At 46.4% G+C, this 21,755-nt stretch carries 18 protein-coding genes; 10 read left to right on the top strand and 8 right to left on the bottom strand.

Translation table 11 applies throughout. The features are described from left to right. Positions 1–48: 48 nt before the first annotated feature. Positions 49–1,116 carry a 3-deoxy-7-phosphoheptulonate synthase gene (locus H5336_RS19600; protein ID WP_185236164.1) on the top strand — a complete coding sequence of 356 codons (1,068 nt, stop codon included), beginning with the start codon at positions 49–51 and terminating at the stop codon, positions 1,114–1,116. 506 nt (positions 1,117–1,622) lie between these two features. Then, on the top strand, positions 1,623–2,033 hold the full coding sequence (locus H5336_RS19595; RefSeq protein WP_185236163.1) for a hypothetical protein: 411 nt from the start codon (positions 1,623–1,625) through the stop codon (positions 2,031–2,033). 162 nt (positions 2,034–2,195) lie between these two features. On the opposite strand, the gene nfuA is transcribed toward H5336_RS19595, so the two are convergent. Continuing rightward, entirely contained in the window at positions 2,196–2,780 is a 585-nt protein-coding gene (nfuA, locus tag H5336_RS19590) for a Fe-S biogenesis protein NfuA (RefSeq protein WP_185236162.1), read from the bottom strand. Between the two features lie 262 nt (positions 2,781–3,042). Here nfuA and metH point away from each other — a divergent pair, with 262 nt between their 5' ends. From metH to H5336_RS19560, 6 genes are all read left to right on the top strand, one after another. After that, positions 3,043–6,738: a methionine synthase gene (gene metH / locus H5336_RS19585; protein WP_185236192.1), complete on the top strand. Its 3,696-nt coding sequence runs from the start codon at positions 3,043–3,045 to the stop codon at positions 6,736–6,738. Positions 6,739–6,896: 158 nt separating this feature from the next. Beyond that, a complete protein-coding gene (locus H5336_RS19580) occupies positions 6,897–7,190 on the top strand; it encodes a hypothetical protein (RefSeq protein WP_185236161.1) in 294 nt (97 codons plus the stop codon). A 167-nt stretch (positions 7,191–7,357) separates the two neighbouring features. Next, on the top strand, positions 7,358–7,564 hold the full coding sequence (locus H5336_RS19575; RefSeq protein ID WP_185236160.1) for a DUF2970 domain-containing protein: 207 nt from the start codon (positions 7,358–7,360) through the stop codon (positions 7,562–7,564). Positions 7,565–8,461: 897 nt separating this feature from the next. Then, positions 8,462–10,126 carry a nitrite/sulfite reductase gene (locus tag H5336_RS19570; RefSeq protein WP_185236159.1) on the top strand — a complete coding sequence of 555 codons (1,665 nt, stop codon included), beginning with the start codon at positions 8,462–8,464 and terminating at the stop codon, positions 10,124–10,126. Continuing rightward, a complete protein-coding gene (locus H5336_RS19565; RefSeq protein WP_185236158.1) occupies positions 10,110–10,598 on the top strand; it encodes a DUF934 domain-containing protein in 489 nt (162 codons plus the stop codon). Before H5336_RS19570 ends, H5336_RS19565 begins: the two co-directional genes overlap by 17 nt. Positions 10,599–10,803: 205 nt before the next feature. Further along, positions 10,804–11,970 carry a cation:proton antiporter domain-containing protein gene (locus H5336_RS19560; RefSeq protein ID WP_185236157.1) on the top strand — a complete coding sequence of 389 codons (1,167 nt, stop codon included), beginning with the start codon at positions 10,804–10,806 and terminating at the stop codon, positions 11,968–11,970. A 37-nt stretch (positions 11,971–12,007) separates the two neighbouring features. Here the strand turns inward: H5336_RS19560 and sohB are convergent, their stop codons facing one another. The 4 genes from sohB to H5336_RS19540 form a co-directional block, all read right to left on the bottom strand. Next, positions 12,008–13,108: a protease SohB gene (gene sohB, locus H5336_RS19555; RefSeq protein WP_185236156.1), complete on the bottom strand. Its 1,101-nt coding sequence runs from the start codon at positions 13,106–13,108 to the stop codon at positions 12,008–12,010. A 27-nt stretch (positions 13,109–13,135) separates the two neighbouring features. Beyond that, complete coding sequence (locus tag H5336_RS19550) at positions 13,136–13,792, bottom strand: multidrug transporter (RefSeq protein ID WP_185236155.1); 657 nt, start codon at positions 13,790–13,792, stop codon at positions 13,136–13,138. 278 nt (positions 13,793–14,070) lie between these two features. Further along, positions 14,071–14,868: an NAD(+) diphosphatase gene (gene nudC / locus H5336_RS19545; protein ID WP_185236154.1), complete on the bottom strand. Its 798-nt coding sequence runs from the start codon at positions 14,866–14,868 to the stop codon at positions 14,071–14,073. Further along, positions 14,855–16,585 carry a FimL-related protein gene (locus tag H5336_RS19540; protein WP_313558026.1) on the bottom strand — a complete coding sequence of 577 codons (1,731 nt, stop codon included), beginning with the start codon at positions 16,583–16,585 and terminating at the stop codon, positions 14,855–14,857. Before H5336_RS19540 ends, nudC begins: the two co-directional genes overlap by 14 nt. 599 nt (positions 16,586–17,184) lie before the next feature. Between H5336_RS19540 and nhaB the strand changes: the two genes are divergently transcribed. Further along, on the top strand, positions 17,185–18,687 hold the full coding sequence (gene nhaB, locus H5336_RS19535; protein WP_185236153.1) for a sodium/proton antiporter NhaB: 1,503 nt from the start codon (positions 17,185–17,187) through the stop codon (positions 18,685–18,687). 75 nt (positions 18,688–18,762) lie between these two features. On the opposite strand, the gene dnaQ is transcribed toward nhaB, so the two are convergent. The 3 genes from dnaQ to H5336_RS19520 are packed head-to-tail and all read right to left on the bottom strand — an operon-like array spanning position 18,763 to position 20,758. After that, positions 18,763–19,476, bottom strand: a complete 714-nt coding sequence (gene dnaQ, locus H5336_RS19530; protein WP_185236152.1) for a DNA polymerase III subunit epsilon — start codon at positions 19,474–19,476, stop codon at positions 18,763–18,765. Next, positions 19,477–19,908, bottom strand: a complete 432-nt coding sequence (rnhA, locus tag H5336_RS19525; RefSeq protein ID WP_185236151.1) for a ribonuclease HI — start codon at positions 19,906–19,908, stop codon at positions 19,477–19,479. 13 nt (positions 19,909–19,921) lie between these two features. After that, on the bottom strand, positions 19,922–20,758 hold the full coding sequence (locus tag H5336_RS19520; protein ID WP_185236150.1) for a class I SAM-dependent methyltransferase: 837 nt from the start codon (positions 20,756–20,758) through the stop codon (positions 19,922–19,924). Positions 20,759–20,908: 150 nt separating this feature from the next. Here H5336_RS19520 and gloB point away from each other — a divergent pair, with 150 nt between their 5' ends. Next, a complete protein-coding gene (gloB, locus tag H5336_RS19515; RefSeq protein WP_185236149.1) occupies positions 20,909–21,688 on the top strand; it encodes a hydroxyacylglutathione hydrolase in 780 nt (259 codons plus the stop codon). Positions 21,689–21,755 lie beyond the last annotated feature (67 nt).

The raw sequence follows: 21,755 nt of genomic DNA, 5'->3' as shown, positions 1-21,755 counted from the left end.
TGTTAAACCTAAAAATTCTTATCTAAGAGTCAGTACCCGGATCGACCTATGTCCAATATTCAAGACCTCAATGTCGTATCACAGGAAGTGCTCGTTACCCCTGCGCAACTGCAGGAAGAACAGCCACTCTCGGCAATTGCTTTAGAAACTGTGAACACTGGACGGGAGACCGTCCGCAATATCCTCGATAAAAAAGACCCCCGTCTAATTGTTGTCGTTGGCCCCTGCTCAATTCACGACCCAGTAGCGGCTATTGATTACGCTAAACGCCTGAAAAAACTAGCGGATCAGGTAAAGGATTCGCTCTATATTGTGATGCGTGTGTATTTTGAAAAGCCACGTACCACAACAGGCTGGAAAGGCTTAGTCAACGACCCTTATATGAACGACTCGTTCAAAATAGCCGATGGCCTGCATGTTGGGCGCAAGCTTCTGTCCGATATCGCTGAAATTGGCTTACCTACGGCAACTGAAGCGCTGGACCCGATCTCTCCTCAATATTTGCAAGACCTCATTAGCTGGTCTGCGATTGGGGCGCGCACAACAGAATCACAAACGCACCGTGAAATGGCCAGCGGTCTATCATCCGCGGTTGGCTTTAAAAATGGTACTGATGGAGGCTTAACCGTTGCTATTAACGCCTTACAATCGGTTTCCAGCGCCCATCGGTTTCTAGGTATTAATAAGCATGGCTCGGTTTCGGTGATTACCACGCGCGGTAATGCCTATGGGCATGTGGTACTTCGCGGTGGTAATAGTAAGCCAAACTACGATTCCGTTAGTGTTGCGATGTGTGAAAAAGCGCTTACGGATGCCGGTGTTGCCAGCAACATTATGATCGACTGCAGTCACGCGAACTCCAATAAAAACCATGAGTTACAACCACTGGTTATGGAAAATGTGAGCAATCAGATCCTGGAAGGTAATCAGTCCATTATTGGGGTGATGATTGAAAGTAATATCGGTGCCGGTAATCAAAAGATTCCTGCCAACCTAGACGACCTTCAGTACGGTGTTTCCGTAACGGATGCTTGCATTGATTGGCAAACTACCGAAGATATGCTGCTTAGCACCTCAGAAAAGCTTAAAACAGCGCTTTCCAGCCGCCTCTCCTAAAGCCTCGCACGCATGATATGGCGCAATGTTTCGACCCGGAACTTGTGCCATTCTTTTTTCTAGGGTTGGTATTTTTACGTATAAAACATCAATTCTTGTTCTGTGTCTTGTTGTGTATCGCTAAAGCTAGAAAAAACATAACAAAACTGTCATAACAGCCTGTATTGATTGTACTTTTGTTGATTGGCGCAAATATGATCACACTTTATGTTGGTGTTCTATGCGCCATACATAGGAGAAACTAAGTGTTTGTGCCAGTTTTTTTATGGAAAGCGCCATTTTTACCGGTCAAAAGTGGTGGATTTTTATAGGGTTTACTGGTAATTTCTCGACCAGCTAAAGCATATACTTTGTTATGCATTAAGGTAATGAATACATTAGTCGGCTTTGAGGTTACACCAGCTAAAAAATAGGGATTAGATCAGCGGGCTTATTTACTTTTGAAAAAGCGCGTGAAAAACAGGGAGTGTGTCTGCAACCACTAATAATTTTTGGGGTACTGATTCATGACCACTCTATTGAATGCTAGTTACATTCATACGGCAAGCGAGCTTAGCCACCCTATATCCGATATGTACGACACTATGTCGGACTGGTTTGATATTCGAATAGCTGAAATGTCTGGTTTCGATTACATCTTTGCGCCGATGGAAATCTGCGACCAAATTACAGACTTCGTTACGCTTCAAAACTTCCTTCAAAACATTCAAACCATACTTCGTTCAGAGCCAGAGAGAACCCTGCTCATTGGATTTAGTCGTCGTCACGATGGTGTTTTGGAGCTGGATCGCTATGACGTTGATTGGAGTGATACATTGATCATCGATTGCCGACGATCAACGCTTAATGGTTCCGCCCAGTTCGACTTTATCGAGATGCTGCTTGAACACAGCGAAAACCTTATTGACGGCGAATAGCATCTAGCCCGCTTCTATAAACTCCAGCCTTTCCTACCAACGAAAAAAAAGCGCATCAAGACGGATCTTGAGCGCTGTATAGAATGCTTTAACTTGGCCTTAGCTACCACACAAATTAGCCCTTAGCGGCCTCGATAGCATTAAGCTTAGTAATAAATAGGCTTAGTAATAGGCTTGGGATTTATCCGTGTGATCGGTAACGTCCCTTACACCTTGTAGCTCAGGGATCTTCTCTACCAGTGTTTTCTCAACCCCTTGCTTTAAGGTTACGTCCACAGCACTACAGCCTTGGCAGCCGCCACCAAACTTTAATATCGCAAACTTCTCTTCAGTAACCTCCACAAGGCTCACGTTTCCGCCGTGGGAAGCCAAGCCTGGGTTTACTTCGTTGTGGAGCAGGTAATTAATTTTGTCTTCAACCGGGCTATCGTCATTAATTTTAGGCATTTTGGAATTGGGCGCTCGTATGGTTAGCTGCCCTCCCATTTTGTCTGAGGCATAGTCTACTTTGGCCTCATCCAAAAACGGTACGCTGCGGTCCTCGAAGTATGCGGTAAAACCGTTCATTTCAAGCGTATGATCTTCCTCATTTATCTCGCCGGGCCGACAATAGGCGATACAGGTTTCCGCTTGCGGCGTACCGGGGTTAGAAACGAACATGCGTATCCCAATACCTTCACAATCCTGTTTATCTAATAACTCTTTCAAGTAGGTTTGCCCAGACGGCGTAATTGTTACGTTCAGCATTAATAGTCCAATAGCAAATATTGCCTTCCCGTGTAAGGAAGTTGAGTGAATACCTGAGTGATTTAGTGGGGTATATTAGCTGATCCAGCCATTAAAAAACATCACCTTCACTATTATAGCGCTGGAGAGCCATAAATCGGCTGGATTAAGGGCTATGCTACGAGGTGCGTTGCAGCCCCTATTCTGGTAGCATGCGCCGACAAAGCTATATCGAAATATATTGATATAGATGAAGCAGAACGATATCAGTAAAGGTTTATCCATGAATCCAAAGCAGCTAAAACGAGCCGAGCAACTTCGTCAATCCATTCAGCAGCGTATTCTTATACTTGACGGCGCTATGGGAACGATGATTCAACGGCACAAGCTTCAGGAGCCAGATTACCGAGGCGAACGCTTTGCCCAGTATCATCAGGATCTAACCGGTAATAATGATTTATTGAGCCTTACCCAACCGCATATTATTGCAGATATCCACCGCGCCTATTTTGCTGCGGGTGCCGATATCATAGAAACAAATACGTTTAACGCCACCCGGCTTTCCCAATCGGATTACGCCCTCGAAGCTATCGCTTATGAGTTGAACGAAGTTTCCGCCCGTCTAGCACGCCAGGTGGCCGATGAGTTTACTGCTGCAAACCCTGACCGCCCCCGCTGGGTCGCGGGTGTTATAGGCCCCACCAGCCGGACAGCCTCCATTTCTCCCGATGTTAACGACCCCAGTGCTCGTAACGTGACGTTTGAAGAATTGGTAGACAATTACATGGAGTCTACCAAAGGGCTGATTGCTGGCGGTTCCGATATTATTCTTATTGAAACCATATTCGATACCCTCAACGCTAAGGCTGCTGTGTTTGCGGTTAAAGCGGTGTTTGATGAGCTGGGTGAGCAATTGCCCATTATGATCTCGGGTACTATTACTGACGCATCTGGCCGTACGCTTACAGGACAAACAACAGAGGCATTTTACAATTCACTTAACCATGCCGAGCCTCTATCGATCGGCCTCAACTGTGCGCTGGGCGCTCGTGAGCTTGAGCCTTACCTGCAAGAGTTGTCTAGGGTGTCAAACTGTTTTGTCTCGGCACACCCCAATGCTGGTTTGCCAAATGAGTTTGGCGAATATGACCAAACCCCTGAAGAGATGGCAGCGATTGTTGCAGGTTTTGTACGCAATGGTTATGTGAATATTATTGGCGGTTGTTGCGGAACATCCCCTGAACATATAGAGGCTATTGCAAAAGTGGTGTCGGGCCATGCACCACGTAAAATCCCGGAAATACAGCAGGCCTGCCGTTTGGCGGGGCTGGAACCTTTCACTATTACCCGCGAGTCGTTATTCGTTAACGTGGGTGAGCGCTGCAATGTTACCGGCTCTGCACGATTTAAACGCCTAATTCTTGAAGAAAAATACGCCGAGGCACTCGAAGTAGCCCAACAGCAAGTGCATGAAGGCGCGCAGATAATCGATATAAACATGGATGAAGGTATGCTTGATGCCGTGGCGGCTATTACGCATTTCCTCAATCTCATTGCCGGCGAGCCCGACATCGCGCGCGTGCCGATTATGGTCGATTCATCTAAGTGGGATGTAATTGAAGCTGGCCTACGTTGTATTCAAGGCAAGCCAGTTGTTAACTCCATTAGCCTTAAGGAAGGCGAAGCCGAATTTCTCGAGCGGGCAAAGTTGTGCCGTCGGTACGGTGCGGCCGTAATTGTTATGGCTTTTGATGAGCAAGGCCAGGCTGATACGGCTAAACGTAAAATCGAAATTTGTGAGCGCTCTTACAATGTGTTGACCCAGCAGGCAGGCTTTCCCCCGGAAGATATTATTTTCGACCCGAACGTTTTTGCGGTCGCTACGGGGATTGAAGAGCACGCCAACTATGCGGTCGATTTTATTGAGGCCACTCAGTGGATACGCAAAAATCTGCCGGGCACAGGCGTGTCAGGTGGCGTCAGTAATGTGTCCTTTTCGTTTCGCGGGAACAACCCTGTCCGCGAAGCCATTCACTCCGTATTCTTGTTTCATGCTATTCAAGCGGGAATGAATATGGGAATCGTCAACGCTGGGCAACTCGCAATATATGACGACTTGCCAGCCGAACTTAAAAAAATAGTGGAAGACGTCGTTCTCAATAAAAACGAAAATGGCACCGACGCGCTGTTAGCCGTTGCTGAAAAGTACCGGGGAGACGGGACCAAAGTCGAACACAAAGAAGATTTAGAGTGGCGCCAGCAGCCGGTTACTAAAAGGCTTGAATATGCGCTGGTTAAAGGGATTTCCACTTATATTGACGAAGATGCTGAAGCCGCGCGTCAAGAAGCCACCCGCCCGCTCGATGTTATTGAAGGCGCGTTAATGGATGGTATGAATGTTGTCGGCGACTTATTCGGTGCAGGGAAAATGTTTTTGCCGCAAGTTGTAAAATCGGCTCGCGTTATGAAGCAAGCTGTCTCTTATTTACAGCCCTACATAGAGGAAGAAAAAACCGCAGAATCACGGTCAAACGGCAAAATATTAATGGCCACCGTTAAAGGCGATGTGCATGATATCGGTAAGAATATCGTGGGCGTGGTTTTGCAGTGCAATAACTTTGAGATTATAGATCTTGGCGTTATGGTGCCCTATGACAAGATTTTACAAACAGCGGTAAAAGAAAAGTGCGATATCATCGGCTTATCAGGGCTGATCACCCCTTCACTGGATGAAATGGTGACAGTAGCGCGTGAAATGCAAGCACAGAATATCGACCTGCCCTTACTTATTGGTGGCGCAACAACGTCGAAAGCCCACACGGCTGTTAAGATAGACCCCGAGTTTAACCTCAATCAGACCATTTACGTTGCTGACGCTTCCCGCGCGGTTGGCGTGGCAAGCCGCTTGCTGTCAGACACAAAAAAACACGACTTCATAAAGGAAGTGAGCAGCGAGTACGAAAAAGTACGTGTACGTAGAAAAAACCAAAAGAACAAGCGTAAATCACTCAGTTATGCCCAAGCGATTGCCCACAAATTCCAAATTGATTGGAATGCTTTCAATCCTGTAGTGCCAACCTTCGAGGGCACAAAAGTTTTAGACAATGTGCCTTTAGAGGAGCTTGTGCCATATGTAGATTGGACGCCCTTCTTTATCAGTTGGGATCTGTCCGGTAAATATCCAGCCATTCTAAAAGACGCTGTTGTAGGCGAAGCCGCTACAGAGCTGTTTAAAGACGCTCAGGAAATTTTGCAAGACATTATCCAAAAACAGCTTCTTACAGCGAAAGCAGTGTTTGGTTTTTGGAAAGCGAACAGTGTTGACGATGATGACCTCGTGCTATCTAGCGGCGATGGCAGCCCACTTGCTCGCCTTCACCACCTGCGCCAACAGGTCGATAAAACCAATGGCAATGGCCCCTATTATTCGCTGGCCGATTTTGTAGCTCCCCAGGATTGCGGTAAGCAAGATTACATAGGGGGCTTTGCGGTAACCGTTGGGCTTGGTGCTGATGAGTTAGCGAATGAATTCGAAAAGAAAGGCGATGATTACAACTCCATTATGGTTAAAGCGCTGGCCGACAGATTGGCGGAAGCATTTGCAGAAAAGTTACACCACGATATTCGAACGCAGTACTGGGGCTATTCAACGGATGAGCAGCTTTCCAATCTCGACCTTATTTCGGAAGCTTACCAGGGGGTTCGCCCAGCGCCCGGATACCCGGCCTGCCCAGATCACAGTGAAAAGGGTACGCTTTTCGAGCTGCTGGATGCCGAAGCTAAAATTGGAATTGAGTTAACCGAGCACTATGCTATGTTTCCCGCCGCCTCCGTCTCCGGCTGGTACTTTGCAAACCCAGAGGCACGTTACTTCAATGTGGGCAAAATTGGGCGTGATCAGGTAGAAGCTCTTTCCCGTAGAAAAGGCAAAAAAGCCGAAGAAATCGAGAAATGGCTACGACCCAACTTAGATTACTAAGCCTAGGGGAGATAGGTTTGGGGGCAAGGTGGCAATCGATGCCAATAATATCGATATGCGTCACATTACTTACTACATAAGTACTAGAAAGCAAGGTCTGTCCTATGCTCCATTTATCAAGACGGCCAATTTTTAACCTTCTGGTAAATGGAGTACGTATGTATAGAGGTAAATTTGTAGTTTCGTCCATCGTAGGGTTGTTTTTTACTGCCACACTTTGCGCCCACGCTTCGCCGCAAAGCGTCGCACTTAGCGATCAAAGTGCTAAGGCCATAGTCTCGGAGTACAAAGAGTTAAGAACTCAATGTGCTGCAGCTAGTGGCTTAGAGCGAAAAGATTGTTACGCAAAGCTCAATGCGGCCAATGAGAAGTACGGTTTGGCGAAAAAATATCTTTCTAACGCTGATGGCCAAGGGACTGATTCTGCACATTACGTTAGCCTTGCTTATTAAAGGCGTACTTAGAGCGCAGTTTTCCGTGCAGCGATGCCTAACGCCTAAATACACGCCTTAAGCCACAGCGGTTACTGAAACTGGCGCATAATTGTGCGCCAGCCTCCCACTGAACACATAACTCTGGCAGAATACCGAGAATTCAATAGGTACTCGATATATAGCCCATGACCAACAGCATTAAACCGCCGCAATCACCCAGCTTTCTACAACTGCTTAAAACAGCCGCAGCTGCCGCTTTTGGTGTGCAAAGCGACAAAAACAGAGAGCTTGATTTCTCTCAGAGCAGCGTGATGCCCTATATTCTTGTTGGCATCGTTTTCACTATGATTTTTGTAGCGGTACTAGTGGGGATTGTTAGCCTCGTGGTTTAGCAGGGCTAGCCAATTAATAATAAAAAGGTTGAGTGGATAGATTGAGTGGATAGATTCAGTCGATAAGAAAAACCCGCCTCTTGGGCGGGTTTTCAATATTGAGCCCTATGAGTAATCAATAGGCGTCAGCTTTAGAATCCTTTAGCGTTGCATATTGCAGCCCTACTGGCCGCTAATCCAGAAAACGCAAGTTGTCACGAATATCAGAATTAGAGCAACGGCGGCAACGGCATCTGCAATGCTGTCACCTGTTTCCATCATTTGGATATCTTCTTCCATCGTCTCTCCTTATTTTGTTAGTTGTCGAGTACGATAATAGGAACTAACCGCTGTGGTTCATTCCCCCTCACAAGTATTCAACCTCATCCATCTATACCTATCAAGTAATAATACTTAATTATGACGATTAGCTCTATATAAGTGTGACATTTATCACGGTTTAGGCGCATGAATCACGTTTATGGTGCAATACCTTCCCTTTTTTGACCTATCAGCACGTTTAACTCACCCTGCAAGCAGGTAAATACATGAGTAATTGTAAGGTTTTAAGCACCCGTATGACGCTGGATTGTTCGCCATTGACGACACCTTTCCGCGGTATCACCCGCTATGGCACATTTTCCCAGCTTACACTTTCTTGTTAAAATTTATCGATCCAACTCATTGGTGACGTTGCCGATTAGAATGTTGCTATATGGCGCTTAAACCTCCTTCAGAGGAATGCTTTGAAGAAAATTGGTTACACTCGATAGCACTCGCGAGTGACATTGATTTCCTGTATTATTTCGCTCCTTTTTTTGTTCAAATAACCCTTGGCTTTATTGTGGTTAACGCCAATTGAGAGGCGTAATCTCCTCGATATTTTGCCAATAGAATCTATTTAGGTAAGAAACTTTAATGTACGTTTACGACGAACATGACCACACCATCATCCGCGAACGAGTAGCCCAATTTAAAGGTCAAACCCAGAGGTTTTTGGCTGGCGAATTAAAGGAAGAAGAATTTCTACCTTTGCGGCTTCAAAACGGTTTGTATGTGCAGCGCCTTGCACCCATGTTGCGCATTGCTGTGCCCTACGGCATGCTGAATTCGAAGCAGTTGCGCAAGCTCGCACACATTACTCGCCACTACGATAAAGGTTATTGCCATGTAACCACTCGTCAAAACATTCAGCTCAACTGGCCACAGCTCGAAGAGGTACCCTCTATCCTTGGAGAGCTAGCCGAAGTTGAAATGCATGCAGTGCAAACCAGCGGTAACTGTATTCGTAATGTAACCACCGACCAGTTTGCCGGTGTTGCCACCGATGAATACGTAGACCCAAGACCCTACTGCGAAATTATTCGTCAATGGTCGACCTTCCACCCAGAGTTTGCTTTTTTGCCCCGCAAATTCAAAATTGCCGTTTCTGGAACCGAACAAGATCGTGCTGCGATTCGATTTCACGATATAGGATTGCAGTTGGTGGTAAGCGAAAGTGGCGCCACTGGCTTTACCGTTCTTGTTGGTGGCGGCCTTGGGCGAACGCCTGTTATTGCCAGTGTCATTCGTGAGTTTTTGCCCGAACAGGATATCCTCACCTATCTCGAGGCGATACTTCGCGTATACAACAAATACGGTCGTCGAGATAACAAATACAAAGCGCGCATTAAAATTTTGGTGAAAGCTAAAGGTGTTGAAGAATTTACCCGCATGGTAGAAGAAGAGTGGGCCCCTATTCGTGACAGCCAAACGCTTCTTACCGACAAAGAGATTAATCGAGCAAAAAGTTTCTTTACAGAACCCGATTACGAAACGGCGGACGAAGTAGAAGCAACCGCCCTACTGTCTTCACAAGCTGAAAATAACAAAGCCTTTTCCAATTGGTTAAGCCGAAACGTAACCGCACATCGCGTATCGGGTTACCGAGCCGTAACGCTGTCGCTTAAACCGACCGGTGTTGCCCCCGGTGATATAACCGACGCACAGCTCGAAACCATTGCCGACCTTGCCGATAACTACTCCTTCGGAGAAGTGCGAGCAACCCACGAACAAAATATTGTGCTGGCGGATGTGCCTGTGGGTAAGCTCTACAATTTATGGCAATCACTGAAGGAAAATGGTTTTGCCACGGCTAATATTGGTACACTTTCCGATATAATTTGTTGTCCTGGTGGCGACTTCTGCTCCTTGGCTAACGCCAAATCTATCCCAGTTGCGGAAGCTATTCAGCGCGAGTTCGATGACCTTGACTACCTCTATGACCTGGGTAATTTAAACCTGAATATATCAGGCTGTATGAACGCCTGTGGCCATCATCACATCGGTGATATTGGTGTTTTAGGTGTAGATAAAAAAGGTTCAGAGTTCTATCAAGTCCAACTTGGCGGTAATGCTGGTACAAATGCATCCCTGGGCAAGGTACTCGGCCCTTCTTTTTCACGTGCAGAAATGACTGCCGTTATACGCAAGCTAGTCGATGTGTACGTTGAAAGCAGAGTCGAAGGTGAAGAGTTTGGGGAAACCTATAACAGAGTCGGAATTGAGAGATTTAAGGAGCGAGTTTATGCCAAAGCTAATTAAGGAAGGAGAACTTGCTTCCAACGCTTGGAAGTTTTTGTCAGATTCAGCTGACTGTACAGAAGAGACACTAGCCACGCACGCGTGCATTGTTCCATTGGCTGACTACAAATCCCAAAATAGAGATGGCAAAAATATCACTTTTTGGGTTGAGGGAGATGAGGACGCCAGTACTTTTAGTGATGTCTTGGTGGGCACAGATATGGTCGCCATCTACTTTCCTGTTTTTACCGATGGTCGCGGCTTTTCGTTAGCGCGAACGTTACGTGAACAATATGAGTATCAGGGTGATATCCGCGCTATAGGTAACTTCATTCAAGACCAAATGTATTACCTTTCTCGCTGTGGTTTCACCAGTTTTGAGATACCCGATACCTTCTCTGTCGAATCTGTTAAAAACAGTTTGTCGGTTTTTAGTGAGCAATATCAGGCGGGCGTGGATGAGCCTCAGCCGCTCTTTCGTCGGCGTAGCTAGACCCATTACCCCCCTATTTTTGGGTCGGCGCTATAAAAGTGCAGGCAATTTCCTTGGCTGCACTTATTTTACCGCCCTTTGCTCTCTATCTTCATTCGTCTTTTTGCATTTTTTTTGGCCTAATTTAAATTTACGCCACCGCCGCTAACAGCGATAAATGCTAAACTAAAAGCATACTCCACTCTGCTGGGCTTCAAATTTCCCTATGGACAGCGATATTTTCAGTGCGTTTTTTGCCATTTTTTGTGGCGCAGCGGTACTTGCATCATTTGCACTCTATACCCGACAACCGCTGATTGTTGCCTATATTGTCTTAGGTGTAGCGTTGGGTCCCTTTGGTTTTTCGGTTATAACTGAAGTGAGTCATATCGCTGAAATGGCCGAGGTAGGAATAATATTTCTTCTTTTCTTGCTCGGGCTGGATATGCAGCCTAAAGCCCTGATTTCGGTACTTAGAAGTGCCACTCATATTGCACTGATCAGCAGTGCCGCTTTTGCCCTAATCGGCGCTGGTGTGGGCTTCGCGTTCGGCTTTTCTGTAACTGAGTCGTTGATTATTGGTATGGCTTCCATGTTTTCCAGCACCATTATTGGGATCAAGTTACTACCAACCACTGTTCTTCATCACAAGCATACTGGCGAACTTATGATCGGCCTGCTTCTTCTGCAGGATTTTATTGCAATTTTCTGCCTCCTAGTGCTGTTAAGCGGTGATGAAGGTCGAGTAGAAGTTAAGCAGCTGGTGTTGGCCTTGGCTGCACTGCCATTACTCGTTTTAGGTGCGTTTCTGTTCGTTAAATATGTGCTATTAAAACTGATAACTCGCTTCGATCGGTTTCATGAATATATCTTTCTTGTTGCTATTGGTTGGTGCCTTGGGTTGGCTGAACTCGCTGAGCTATGTAACCTTTCGGCAGAAATTGGTGCCTTTATTGCCGGTATCTCGCTAGCGACGAGTCCTATTGCGCAATATATTGCCTTAAACCTTAAGCCTCTTCGAGACTTTTTTCTTGTGCTGTTTTTCTTTAGTTTAGGTGCGCAGCTCAATATTGCGTTGTTGCCGCAGGTGTTAATTGCTGCAGTTGTATATGCGAGCCTAATTTTGGTAGCGAAGCCCGTCATTTTTTATGGGTTGCTACGGCAGCAGAGCGAAAAGAAAAGCTTGGCATGGGATATTGGCTTCAGATTGGGCCAAATTAGTGAGTTTTCTTTGTTGATTGTTTTTGTAGCCGTATCTACCAACTTGATTGGCGAGAAAGCATCACTGCTTATTCAGACCGCGGCTATTTTTAGCTTCGTAATATCGAGCTATATCGTAATCTTTAACTTCCCCAACCCTATCGCAGTTTCCGATAAACTGCGGCGGGATTAGGGGCTGATACTACTGGAAACGTAGCGATAATTTCGCGTCAATTGAATATACGGGTGTTAAGTTTTTGCAGTATTTTGGTGAATGCACCCTCTAGCGCAGCCTCAACGTTTAAGCCCAACTTTTCGGCAATGCTTTTTTTCTCTACGAATTTTATTTCGAACACTTCGCTGCTGTCACATGCCTCAAGTAAATATTGATCAGATGTTTGCAGGCCATCTATAAGGTTTTTGTCTAGCGCTCGTTTGCCAAACCAGATTTCTCCGGTTGCAACATCATCCACGTTAACGGCTTCACGGTTGTCTTTAATAAAGTCTTTAAATAACTCGTGCGTATCTTCTAGGTCTTCTACAAATTTTTTGCGGCCCTTTTCGGTGTTTTCTCCAAACATTGTTATGGTTCGCTTATATTCGCCAGCCGTAAACATTTCATAATCAATGTTGTTTTTCTTCAGTAATCGGTGAAAATTAGGTAGTTGAGCAACAACGCCAATGGAACCGATAATGGCGAAAGGCGCGCTCATTATCTTGTTGGCCACACACGCCATCATATAGCCGCCGCTTGCGGCTACCTTATCGACACAAACGGTTAGTGGAATACCCTTATCTGTGATTCGGCGAAGTTGACTGGAGGCCAGGCCGTAGCTGTGAACCATACCGCCTTGGCTTTCCAGGCGAACCACAACTTCGTCATTCTGATTGGCCAAAGAAAGAATAGCCGTGACAACTTGACGTAATTCTTCAGTAGCTGAGGCTTTTATGTCACCGTCAAAGTCGGTTACAAATAAACGTTTAACAGGCTCTTCAGTTAAGTTGGACTCTTCGTTTTCATTTTCTGTGCTTGATGCCAATTGTTTTTTTGCGGCCTTTAATTTGGCCTTCGTTTTTTTCTTTTCTTCTTTTTCTTCTTTTTTTCGTGCTTTTTCGGCAAGTTTTAACTCGTCTGCTGGAAGTACAACTGATTTTATGCCCTCAACAATATCGTCGAGTTTCTCATTTAATTTTGTAACTTCTATATGGCCCTTCGATTGGCCATGGCCTTTAAGGCTAGAAGCGGCAATTAGTGTAATGATGACAGCCAAAGCCACAACGATCGTTAATGTTTTGGCAAAAAATAATCCGTAGTCTGCAAGGAATTCCAAGATGTTACTCCACAATAGGGTTTGTTGTTAACGCCAACGCTTTATTGCATTTTCGGCGACATCGTTCATGGGTTTTGCTAAAAGGCCATTTGCACTAAGCCCTATCTCGTAGAAAGCCCCGTCTTCCATGGGTAAATAGGTGGCGCTGCCGTAGTTAGCTTCTATTAGAGGCACCATGCCACCGCTGGACTGTAACCAACTCCATATGTCCACCCAATATTCACTGGAGCTTAGCTGATGGGCGCTACGCTTCTTTCTGTGCTCATCTTCTAGCGAGTAGTAACGACCGCTTAATCTGTCTAATCTGTAGCCAGGTTTGGCACCCATCATTTGTAGCATACCGGTCCAGGTTATTATACGTGCATCAATTTGCCACTGATCACCATAAAGTTCATATTCTGTTTCTGTACCCTCAACTATTAGCGTCAGGGTACCCTTAAAGTATTGGTCGTCTTTGCGCTCGAAACTAATAGTACCGAGGGTTTTACTGGTTAACACCTGTGTGTAGCTCAGTAAATCTAAGCTTGTTAACAGGAGTAGGCCAGCCAATACTAGGAGCCCAATACCGGCGCAACCGCGCATCCAAGCGAGCAGCCAAGCACCCCGCCCAATGAATTTAAGCCCAAAATAAATAGCTACCAACGATAATAAAATGGTTAGCCCGACGAAGCCGCTATATAACATTTTAAAGGGCACCTCTTTTAATTGATTTTAGTCACTACGCGGTCGAGAAAGCGTAAGAGCAAGGCGATCTGCGCAACGACAAGTTGGTTGTCTTTTCAAGCAGAACAACCCTGCATTAAGGCTTGCTAGGCCCCAGCCTCCGGGCCTTTGCGTTCGATCCATGCACGGCGTTATAATCTTTTGCAAGCCCACCAGCATGCCTGTAAATTTTGCCTTACGTATGAATCCGCACGCAAAGCCAAAGGAAAAAGCTTTTAATAGGGGTGCCCAAGAGTGTCTTAAGTATTGCGCGCTACAAAACCTCGAATGATCTGGCCCGAGATCGTACTCTCTGGGGGGATTGAGGGCAAATTTTCGCAGCTAAACCAGCCGGCTTCTATAATTTCATTACCGTCAATTTCGAGTTCGCCGGAATCATATTCTGCTTCAAACCCTAGCATTAATTGTGCAGGGAACGGCCAGTGCTGAGAGCCAATGTAGCGAATATTTTTAACCTTCACCCCAACCTCTTCTTCCACTTCGCGAGCAAATGCTTCTTCGGCTGTTTCCCCCGTTTCGATAAATCCTGCTAGCGTGCTGAATAGCTCTGGAGGGTGCTTAGAGCCTCGAGCTAGAATGCACGCGTTACCGCGGGTTACAAGCCCTATAACACAGGGGTATATTCTGGGAAAATATTGTGTATTGCACGTGGTGCACTGCAAGCAGGCTTCACTCTTGTTGAGCTGCGTTTTTGCCCCACAACAACCACAAAAGCGATGGCTAGTAAGCCAATGTGCTGTTTGCACAGCGCCAGTGGCTTGCTTAAAGTCAGCAATATTTAAGCTCCCCAATAATTCTCGTAAGCCAACCCAGTGATATGATGGCAGCGAGATGCTCTCATCCTCAAGGCAAAGAATAAATAGCTTTTCAGTTAATCTGTGAACCTGAAGGGGGTAAGACGATAGAAAGCTGAGCTCGGTAAAATCGAAAATAAAGCGCTGCTTTACCTCGCCGATAAGAATTTTTTTACCTCTAAGAACAACAATTAACTGGGTCTTGGCTGGCAGGTTCAGATTTTCGAGCTTAATCGTCTCCATAGACTGCATGCCCTAGCGCTTCTAGGCTTTCTTCGGCAACTTTAAGAACCGTGTCGTCCATTTCTAAATTAATGCTGGCGGAGTCTAAATAGTATTCAACGGCCACCACTGCATCGGCAAAGGTTTCAAGTAATTCTTTCAGTGCAGCTGGGCGATCAGGATCCATTAGCACGTCCTCAACAAAACGAACGCATTGCCCTAGAATATCGGCTGCGCGGTCTTTTTTGAGCATAATCATGCCGCCACGAACAGTGTTGAGTGTTTTGGCGATGTTACGGATATGCCCAGTATCAAAATTGGAGTCCGAGAAGGAGGTTAAAGCTCGTTTTGTTAAAGAAAGGCCCGCCTCACACTCCTCGATAACAATGCGCCCTGCTTCTGACAATTCAGTTGAGGCTACAATTTCCTGTTGGGCGACTTTGTTAGCTTCGGCGAGTTTTTCATCGGACAGCTTGGCGCTTTCAAGTGCGAGTACGGCACTGTCGAGGTAAAGCATGGTATTGGCTACGTCGGCAAGCTCCGAACCATCAGGCCCATCTTCCGCCATTTTCCATAGTTGAATTCGCTTAATTTCCTCGCGCAAAATATTGCTCGGCGAAGTTAAGCCAACAATTGCGAGTATTTCGGCAATTTTATGCAGGTTGGCTATAAATTCATCAATATCATCTACTCTTTGAGATTCACTTTGGGCGGCGCTTTCGAGTACTCTTTTGGTGTTGGTAAGCTCGGATTGCAGTACTTTAGCCAGTGACATGACGGTATGAGCACTTGGGCCGTGGAGTGCATCGCGTTCATTGGTAAGGTCTTTGTCACTATAAGCAAAAGACTCTATACCGTAATTACTGCGAATGGTGCGGATATCGTCGGAATCTTTTCCTGAGAGCGCTATAAGGTAGACCAGTTCTTTTAGGAGCGCTCGCGGCGGCGCCGAGTTTAATGCAGCTTCGCCGTTATTTTGTACCTGACGTAAAACACGGTCAATTCGGCTAAAGAGCAATTTTCGCGTTTCAAGGATGGCCATGCCCTGTGCATTCATTGCGTCGAGGGTTATATTCGCCATCCACCACAGCAGTGCAAGGGGGGGCTTGGTACCCGTTAATCTTTGCATGCGAATCATCGCTCTTCGCATTAAGGCCAGAGAATTTTTTAGTTGTTTTTCCCGAACCAGCCCGAGTAAGCCAATTTGATACATTTGACGCAGGCGGCGCACGGTGTTTTGAAAGGGTTCACCGTGGGTATCAAGCGTATCGAAAGCCGGTATCTGTGGCGATTTGCCGAGGTCTATATGAAAAAAGTGACATTCGGTCAAGGCTGGCTCGGAACGCAGCTTTCTTAATTCGTTTATCTGAGCGACCAACAAGATAGGAACTTTTCGTTCAACTTGTTGAATGTATTCTAAGTATCTGGTTAAAACAAAGAATGTATTGGAAATAACGACTAAACGCTTATCGTACTCTGGGCCGCTGTTACCTGGAGATATATCGTTTGCAGTAACGAGAAGCTCTTCAGCTAACAAGCACGCGCCGTTAAACTGGATTAACCGTAAAATCCCGACGATCTGGCGAATACCATCTATGCAGCTTTGTAGCGCTTTGGTGTCCTCTTGCTGATTAACAAAGTTTTCTAGGGTGCGCGCAGACTCCTCGATTGTAGCGACGAGTTCTTCCCGCACCATGTTCAACGATTGAAAATTCACAGCATCCGTTGACCGCTTCACAATACAACTTTCCTCAACTGTATATTTAACTTTTGGCAAATAACCCAAGCGCCTGTCGCTTGGGTTATTACGATTCTGGTGATAATAACCATATTACTTAATATTTACTCGATACTTTGCACAAGTTAACGGCCTGCGACCATACCCTAAGACCATCTAAGTATAATATGGATCGGCAAAAAGTCTTTAATTTTCTTAGAGTTACCTTCGAACCTTAATAGAAAATCTCGATTTTGTCACACGCTATTATCTGGCACCCAGGCTGAGCACGGCGCCAAGTCTAAACCTTTACCGTTTTCACAAATACTCGCACCACTACTCGCTCGGTAAAACTTTACGTTTGGCTCACTCTAAGTGACTGATAATGCTTGCATTTTACTAGTTGATAGTTCATTTTACGCGGCCCTGTGAAATCACCCTATGCTTTAGCTATAGATGCTCGGCTTTTGTACTGATTTTGGTGGTAATACCAACAGATGCAGCAGAAATACACTTAATCCTATAAACGCTTTAATAGCCGGAATGGTCTATCCTTATTTCTGTTTAGCCTAAAATCAGACGTTTTATCCATACCTGCTGATCTTTAAGGATTTATCCTCATGTCACAAAACACTCTAAGCGCCTTCGCCGATAATTTTCTTGGTCAATCCGGCACTTGGTACAAGCAAACCATTATTGCTTTCTTAATTATTAACCCGGTACTTTTCGCCATTAACCCTTTTCTCGCGGGCTGGGTGTTGGTGCTTGAGTTCATCTTTACGCTAGCGATGGCGTTAAAATGCTATCCATTGCAGCCTGGCGGGCTGCTTGCTATCGAGGCTGTAGCTATTGGTATGACCTCGCCAGACAGCGTTTTCCATGAAACGGCAGCCAACTTTGAAGTGATTTTGCTACTGATGTTCATGGTTGCAGGCATTTATTTTATGAAAAGCCTGTTGCTGTTTATATTCACTAAAATCCTTCTGGGTATTCGCTCGAAAGTTTTGTTATCGCTATTGTTTTGCTTGGTTTCGGCTGTTTTATCAGCATTTCTCGATGCGTTAACGGTGACGGCGGTGTTGATTGCAGTGTCGGTGGGTTTTTATGGGGTGTATCACCGGTTTGCATCAGGCCACCACGGATCAGGTGGAGACTATGACCATTCAGACGACGGTAATGTCCAAGATACCCATAGCCAAGACTTAGAGGCTTTTCGAGCATTCCTGCGTAGCTTAATTATGCACGGCGCAGTGGGTACGGCCTTGGGTGGTGTCTGTACGCTAGTTGGCGAGCCCCAAAACCTGGTGATTGCAGAGGAGGCCGGCTGGGATTTCATTACTTTCTTCCTCAAAATGGCGCCTGTATCTATGCCAACCCTCGTTGCTGGCCTCATTACCTGCGGAGTCTTAGAGAAGGTTAAATTCTTTGGTTACGGTTCGGAGTTGCCAGAAAGTGTTCGTAAAATTCTTACGGATTTCGATAAGGTGCAGTCGGCGAAGCGCACTACCCGAGAAAAATGCGAGCTTATTATTCAGGCCGCTGGTGCGCTATTTCTAGTTGTCGCCCTCGCGCTGCATGTAGCTGAGGTTGGCTTAATTGGGTTAGCTGTCATCATTATGCTCACAGCCTTTAATGGTGTAATTGATGAGCATCGCATAGGCCATGCATTCGAAGAGGCGCTGCCTTTCACCGCTCTGTTGGTGGTGTTTTTTGCAATCGTTGCGGTTATACACGATCAGCACCTTTTCCAGCCAATTACCCATATGCTGCTAGATTTGGATGAGAACCTGCAAGGCCCAATGTTCTTTGCCGCAAATGGTTTTTTGTCGATGATTAGCGATAACGTATTTGTGGCTACCGTCTATATAACTGAAGTTAAAGATGCGCTTGATGCCGGCACCATCACCCGTGAGCATTTCGACCTTTTAGCTGTGGCGATTAATACGGGTACCAATTTGCCCAGTGTTGCCACACCCAACGGGCAAGCAGCATTCCTGTTCTTGCTAACATCAGCGTTAGCGCCGCTTATTCGGTTGTCCTATGGCCGTATGGTGATTATGGCTGTGCCCTATACCTTTGTTTTGGGTATTGTTGGCTTTATTGCGGTTTACCAAATGGTATAAGGGGCTCCTCCACACAATAAAAAAGGGCCGAGGGCCCTTTTTTATTGTGTGGATTTTCTTATTTGGCTTTGGTATCTAACTTTTTAGCCACACACAATTTCCACCAGAGGCTTTGTCTATTGTGCTGAGCTTTTCTCTATGGGCAGAGAGTTCCTCTTCACTAGGGGCTAACACTTTGAGTGCTGGTCGGGATACGTCTAGCCGTACAATTTGGTCTTCCCCTTCTTGATCACCGGAACCAGACTGGTTCCCCCCTAGCGCTAGATTGGTTTGCCCGCCGGTCATCAGCAGATAAACGTCGGCCAGAATCTCCGCATCTAACAGTGCCCCATGGAGGTCTCGTTGAGAGTTGTCGACCATGTAGCGTTTGCAAAGGGCATCCAGATTATTTTTTTGCCCAGGATGTTTGCGCCGCGCGTACACCAGGGTATCGAGTATGCCGCACCGGTCGGCGATTAACGCAAGCCCACGGTTCAACAATTTAAGCTCGTTATCCAAAAAGCCGACATCAAAGGGGGCATTATGGATAACCAGTTCAGCATCGCCTATAAAGGTCAGAAACTCATCGGCGACTTGCGCGAATACCGGCTTGTCTTCGAGCATTTCGTTAGTAATGCCGTGAACTTCCATTGCGCCTTCGTCAATGTCACGCATTGGCTTGATGTATTGGTGGTAGTGGCGGCCCGTCAATTTACGATTAACTAACTCTACACAACCAATTTCAATGATTTTGTGGCCTTGCTCCGGCTCGAGGCCGGTTGTTTCTGTATCGAGTACGACCTGCCTCACCTATAAGTCCTCTATGCCTTTGTTGGCCAATTGGTCCGCTATTTCATTCTCGCGATGACCGCTGTGACCTTTTACCCACTTCCAGGTAATTTTATGTCTTTGCGCTTGCTCATCAAGGGCCTGCCACAGGTCTTTGTTGGCAACCGGTTTTTTCGCAGCATTGCGCCAGTTATTTCGCTTCCAGTTGGTGATCCACTCGGTAATGCCTTTTCTCACGTACTGGGAGTCTGTAGTTAGGACAACCTCGCAGGTTTCTTTCAGTGCGCCTAAGCCTTCAATGGCTGCGAGTAGCTCCATGCGGTTATTGGTGGTTTGTGCCTCGCCACCGTACAAGCTTTTTTCTTTTCCTTCATGGCGTAACAGTACACCCCAGCCCCCGGGGCCTGGGTTACCCTTACAGGCGCCATCAGAGAATAATTCTATTTTTTTCAAGAAGTTATATACCTTATTTAATTCTGTTTCTACGACGCAGGGGCAGTATAAGAGCCGATTCTGGCGAGCGTGAACTCATCGATCGCTTCGGTAGAGGTTGAGCCCCCAAGAACCGGCTATTTTCCCATGCGGGTTTTATCGGGGTAAGCCCGACTTTGTCTTTGCGCGCGACTATGCAATATACATTGCTAAGCGGCAACCGATTACTGATCCTACGTTCGGCAAACTGACTGTGACCAAGGTAACGCGCATTGTTGATAGGAAGGTTATGCGAAACGTGGCGAACGCCCAAGCAGGAGAAGTCTAAAAACTCTAACCAATCGCGCATACGTGAAATGCGCAGCGGACGTCGCTGCCATATCGCTTGCTTGCTAAAAAACTGGCAGCACAACTGCATCAACCCCATAGCGCTAATAGGGTTGAAGGCAAATAGAACAATGTGCCCTCGCGCAACGGTTACTCTAGCCGCCTCTTTTAACACCTGATGCGGATTGCTGGAGAACTCCAGGACATGGTGCAATATGGTGACATCGATAGATTCATCGGCTAGCGGTAAGGCATCCAACTCGGAGAGGCCCTGTACATCGCACAGCTGCTCGCGGGCACGGGTAGCGTCTACTACGGAGGGGGCTAGCGTGAAGCAGTGATTGATGCGGCTTGATTCAGAAAGCCGGTGATGAGGAAGAACACTGAGTTGCATCAGGTGATAACCAAACAGGCAGCTCAGTTCGTCGTTGAGCACTTGTTGTTCAGCGGCAAGTACACACTTGCCAAGTGGCGTATCATACCACTCGGCGATATTGGCAATGGTTTGATGTAGCGGAGCAATAACACGCTTATGAGGAGTCATGATGGCTAATCTAAAGGCTAAAGTAAGGCGGTGCATGAATATTCAAGAATTATACTGAACCAGGCAACCGCCGAACACAAGGAATTACTATACGGGTAAATACCCTCGTGTTTTGGGCGTTAAGGCAACAGCGATACAGCGAATGTGTAGATGGTAGAAATTAAGGCAGTCCCCATACTCCGTGACAATTATGTTTGGGTGCTCGAACAGCAAAACTCCAATAAAGTGGTTGTGCTAGACCCTGGTGAAGTTCAACCGGTAATAGCCCACTTGGAGGCGCACCAGCAGCGCATTGGGGCCATAGTCATTACCCATCGGCACTGGGACCATACCGATGGTATTAATGGCCTGACTGAATACTACCAGTGCCCCGTCTATGGGCCTGACACACCCGCTATCCCTCAGGTTAGCCATGCCCTGCAGGCCGGTGAATTAGTATCACCTATACACGGGATTTCACTGCGCGTTATGTCTATTCCCGGTCACACCGAAATCCATTTCGCTTACATTCTCCAGCAAGCCGATGAGGTCAGCCTGTTTTGCGGCGACACCTTATTCTCGGCGGGTTGCGGGCGACTACTTGGCGGAACGGCTGCGCAATTCAAAACATCGCTTGATACTATTGCGGAACTACCGGTATCCACACGTATCTATTGTACGCACGAATACACTCTGGCGAACCTGGCTTTCGCTGCAGCTGTTATGCCCAGTAACCGAGACGTACCTGAGTACACAGCTTTCGTTGAACAACGGCGTGCTCGAGACGAACCAAGCCTGCCAACCACTCTTGAGCTAGAGTTAAAAATTAACCCATTTTTGCGCTGTGGTGACAAAGAGGTTATAGCGTCGGTGGAAAAGCATTTTTCGACGCATTTGAGTAATGAACTGGAGGTATTTACCCGGCTTCGGCAATACAAGGATACGTACTAACCTGTGCCAGCAAACAGAATGCAGCAATCCATCCCGCAGGCTATGCAATCACAGATGGCACCGGTAA

Origin of the sequence: Teredinibacter franksiae, from assembly GCF_014218805.1 — a bacterium.
Taxonomy (GTDB): domain Bacteria; phylum Pseudomonadota; class Gammaproteobacteria; order Pseudomonadales; family Cellvibrionaceae; genus Teredinibacter; species Teredinibacter franksiae.
Note: the sequence above shows the minus strand (reverse complement) of the source record. Positions and strands in the feature narration are given on the sequence as shown.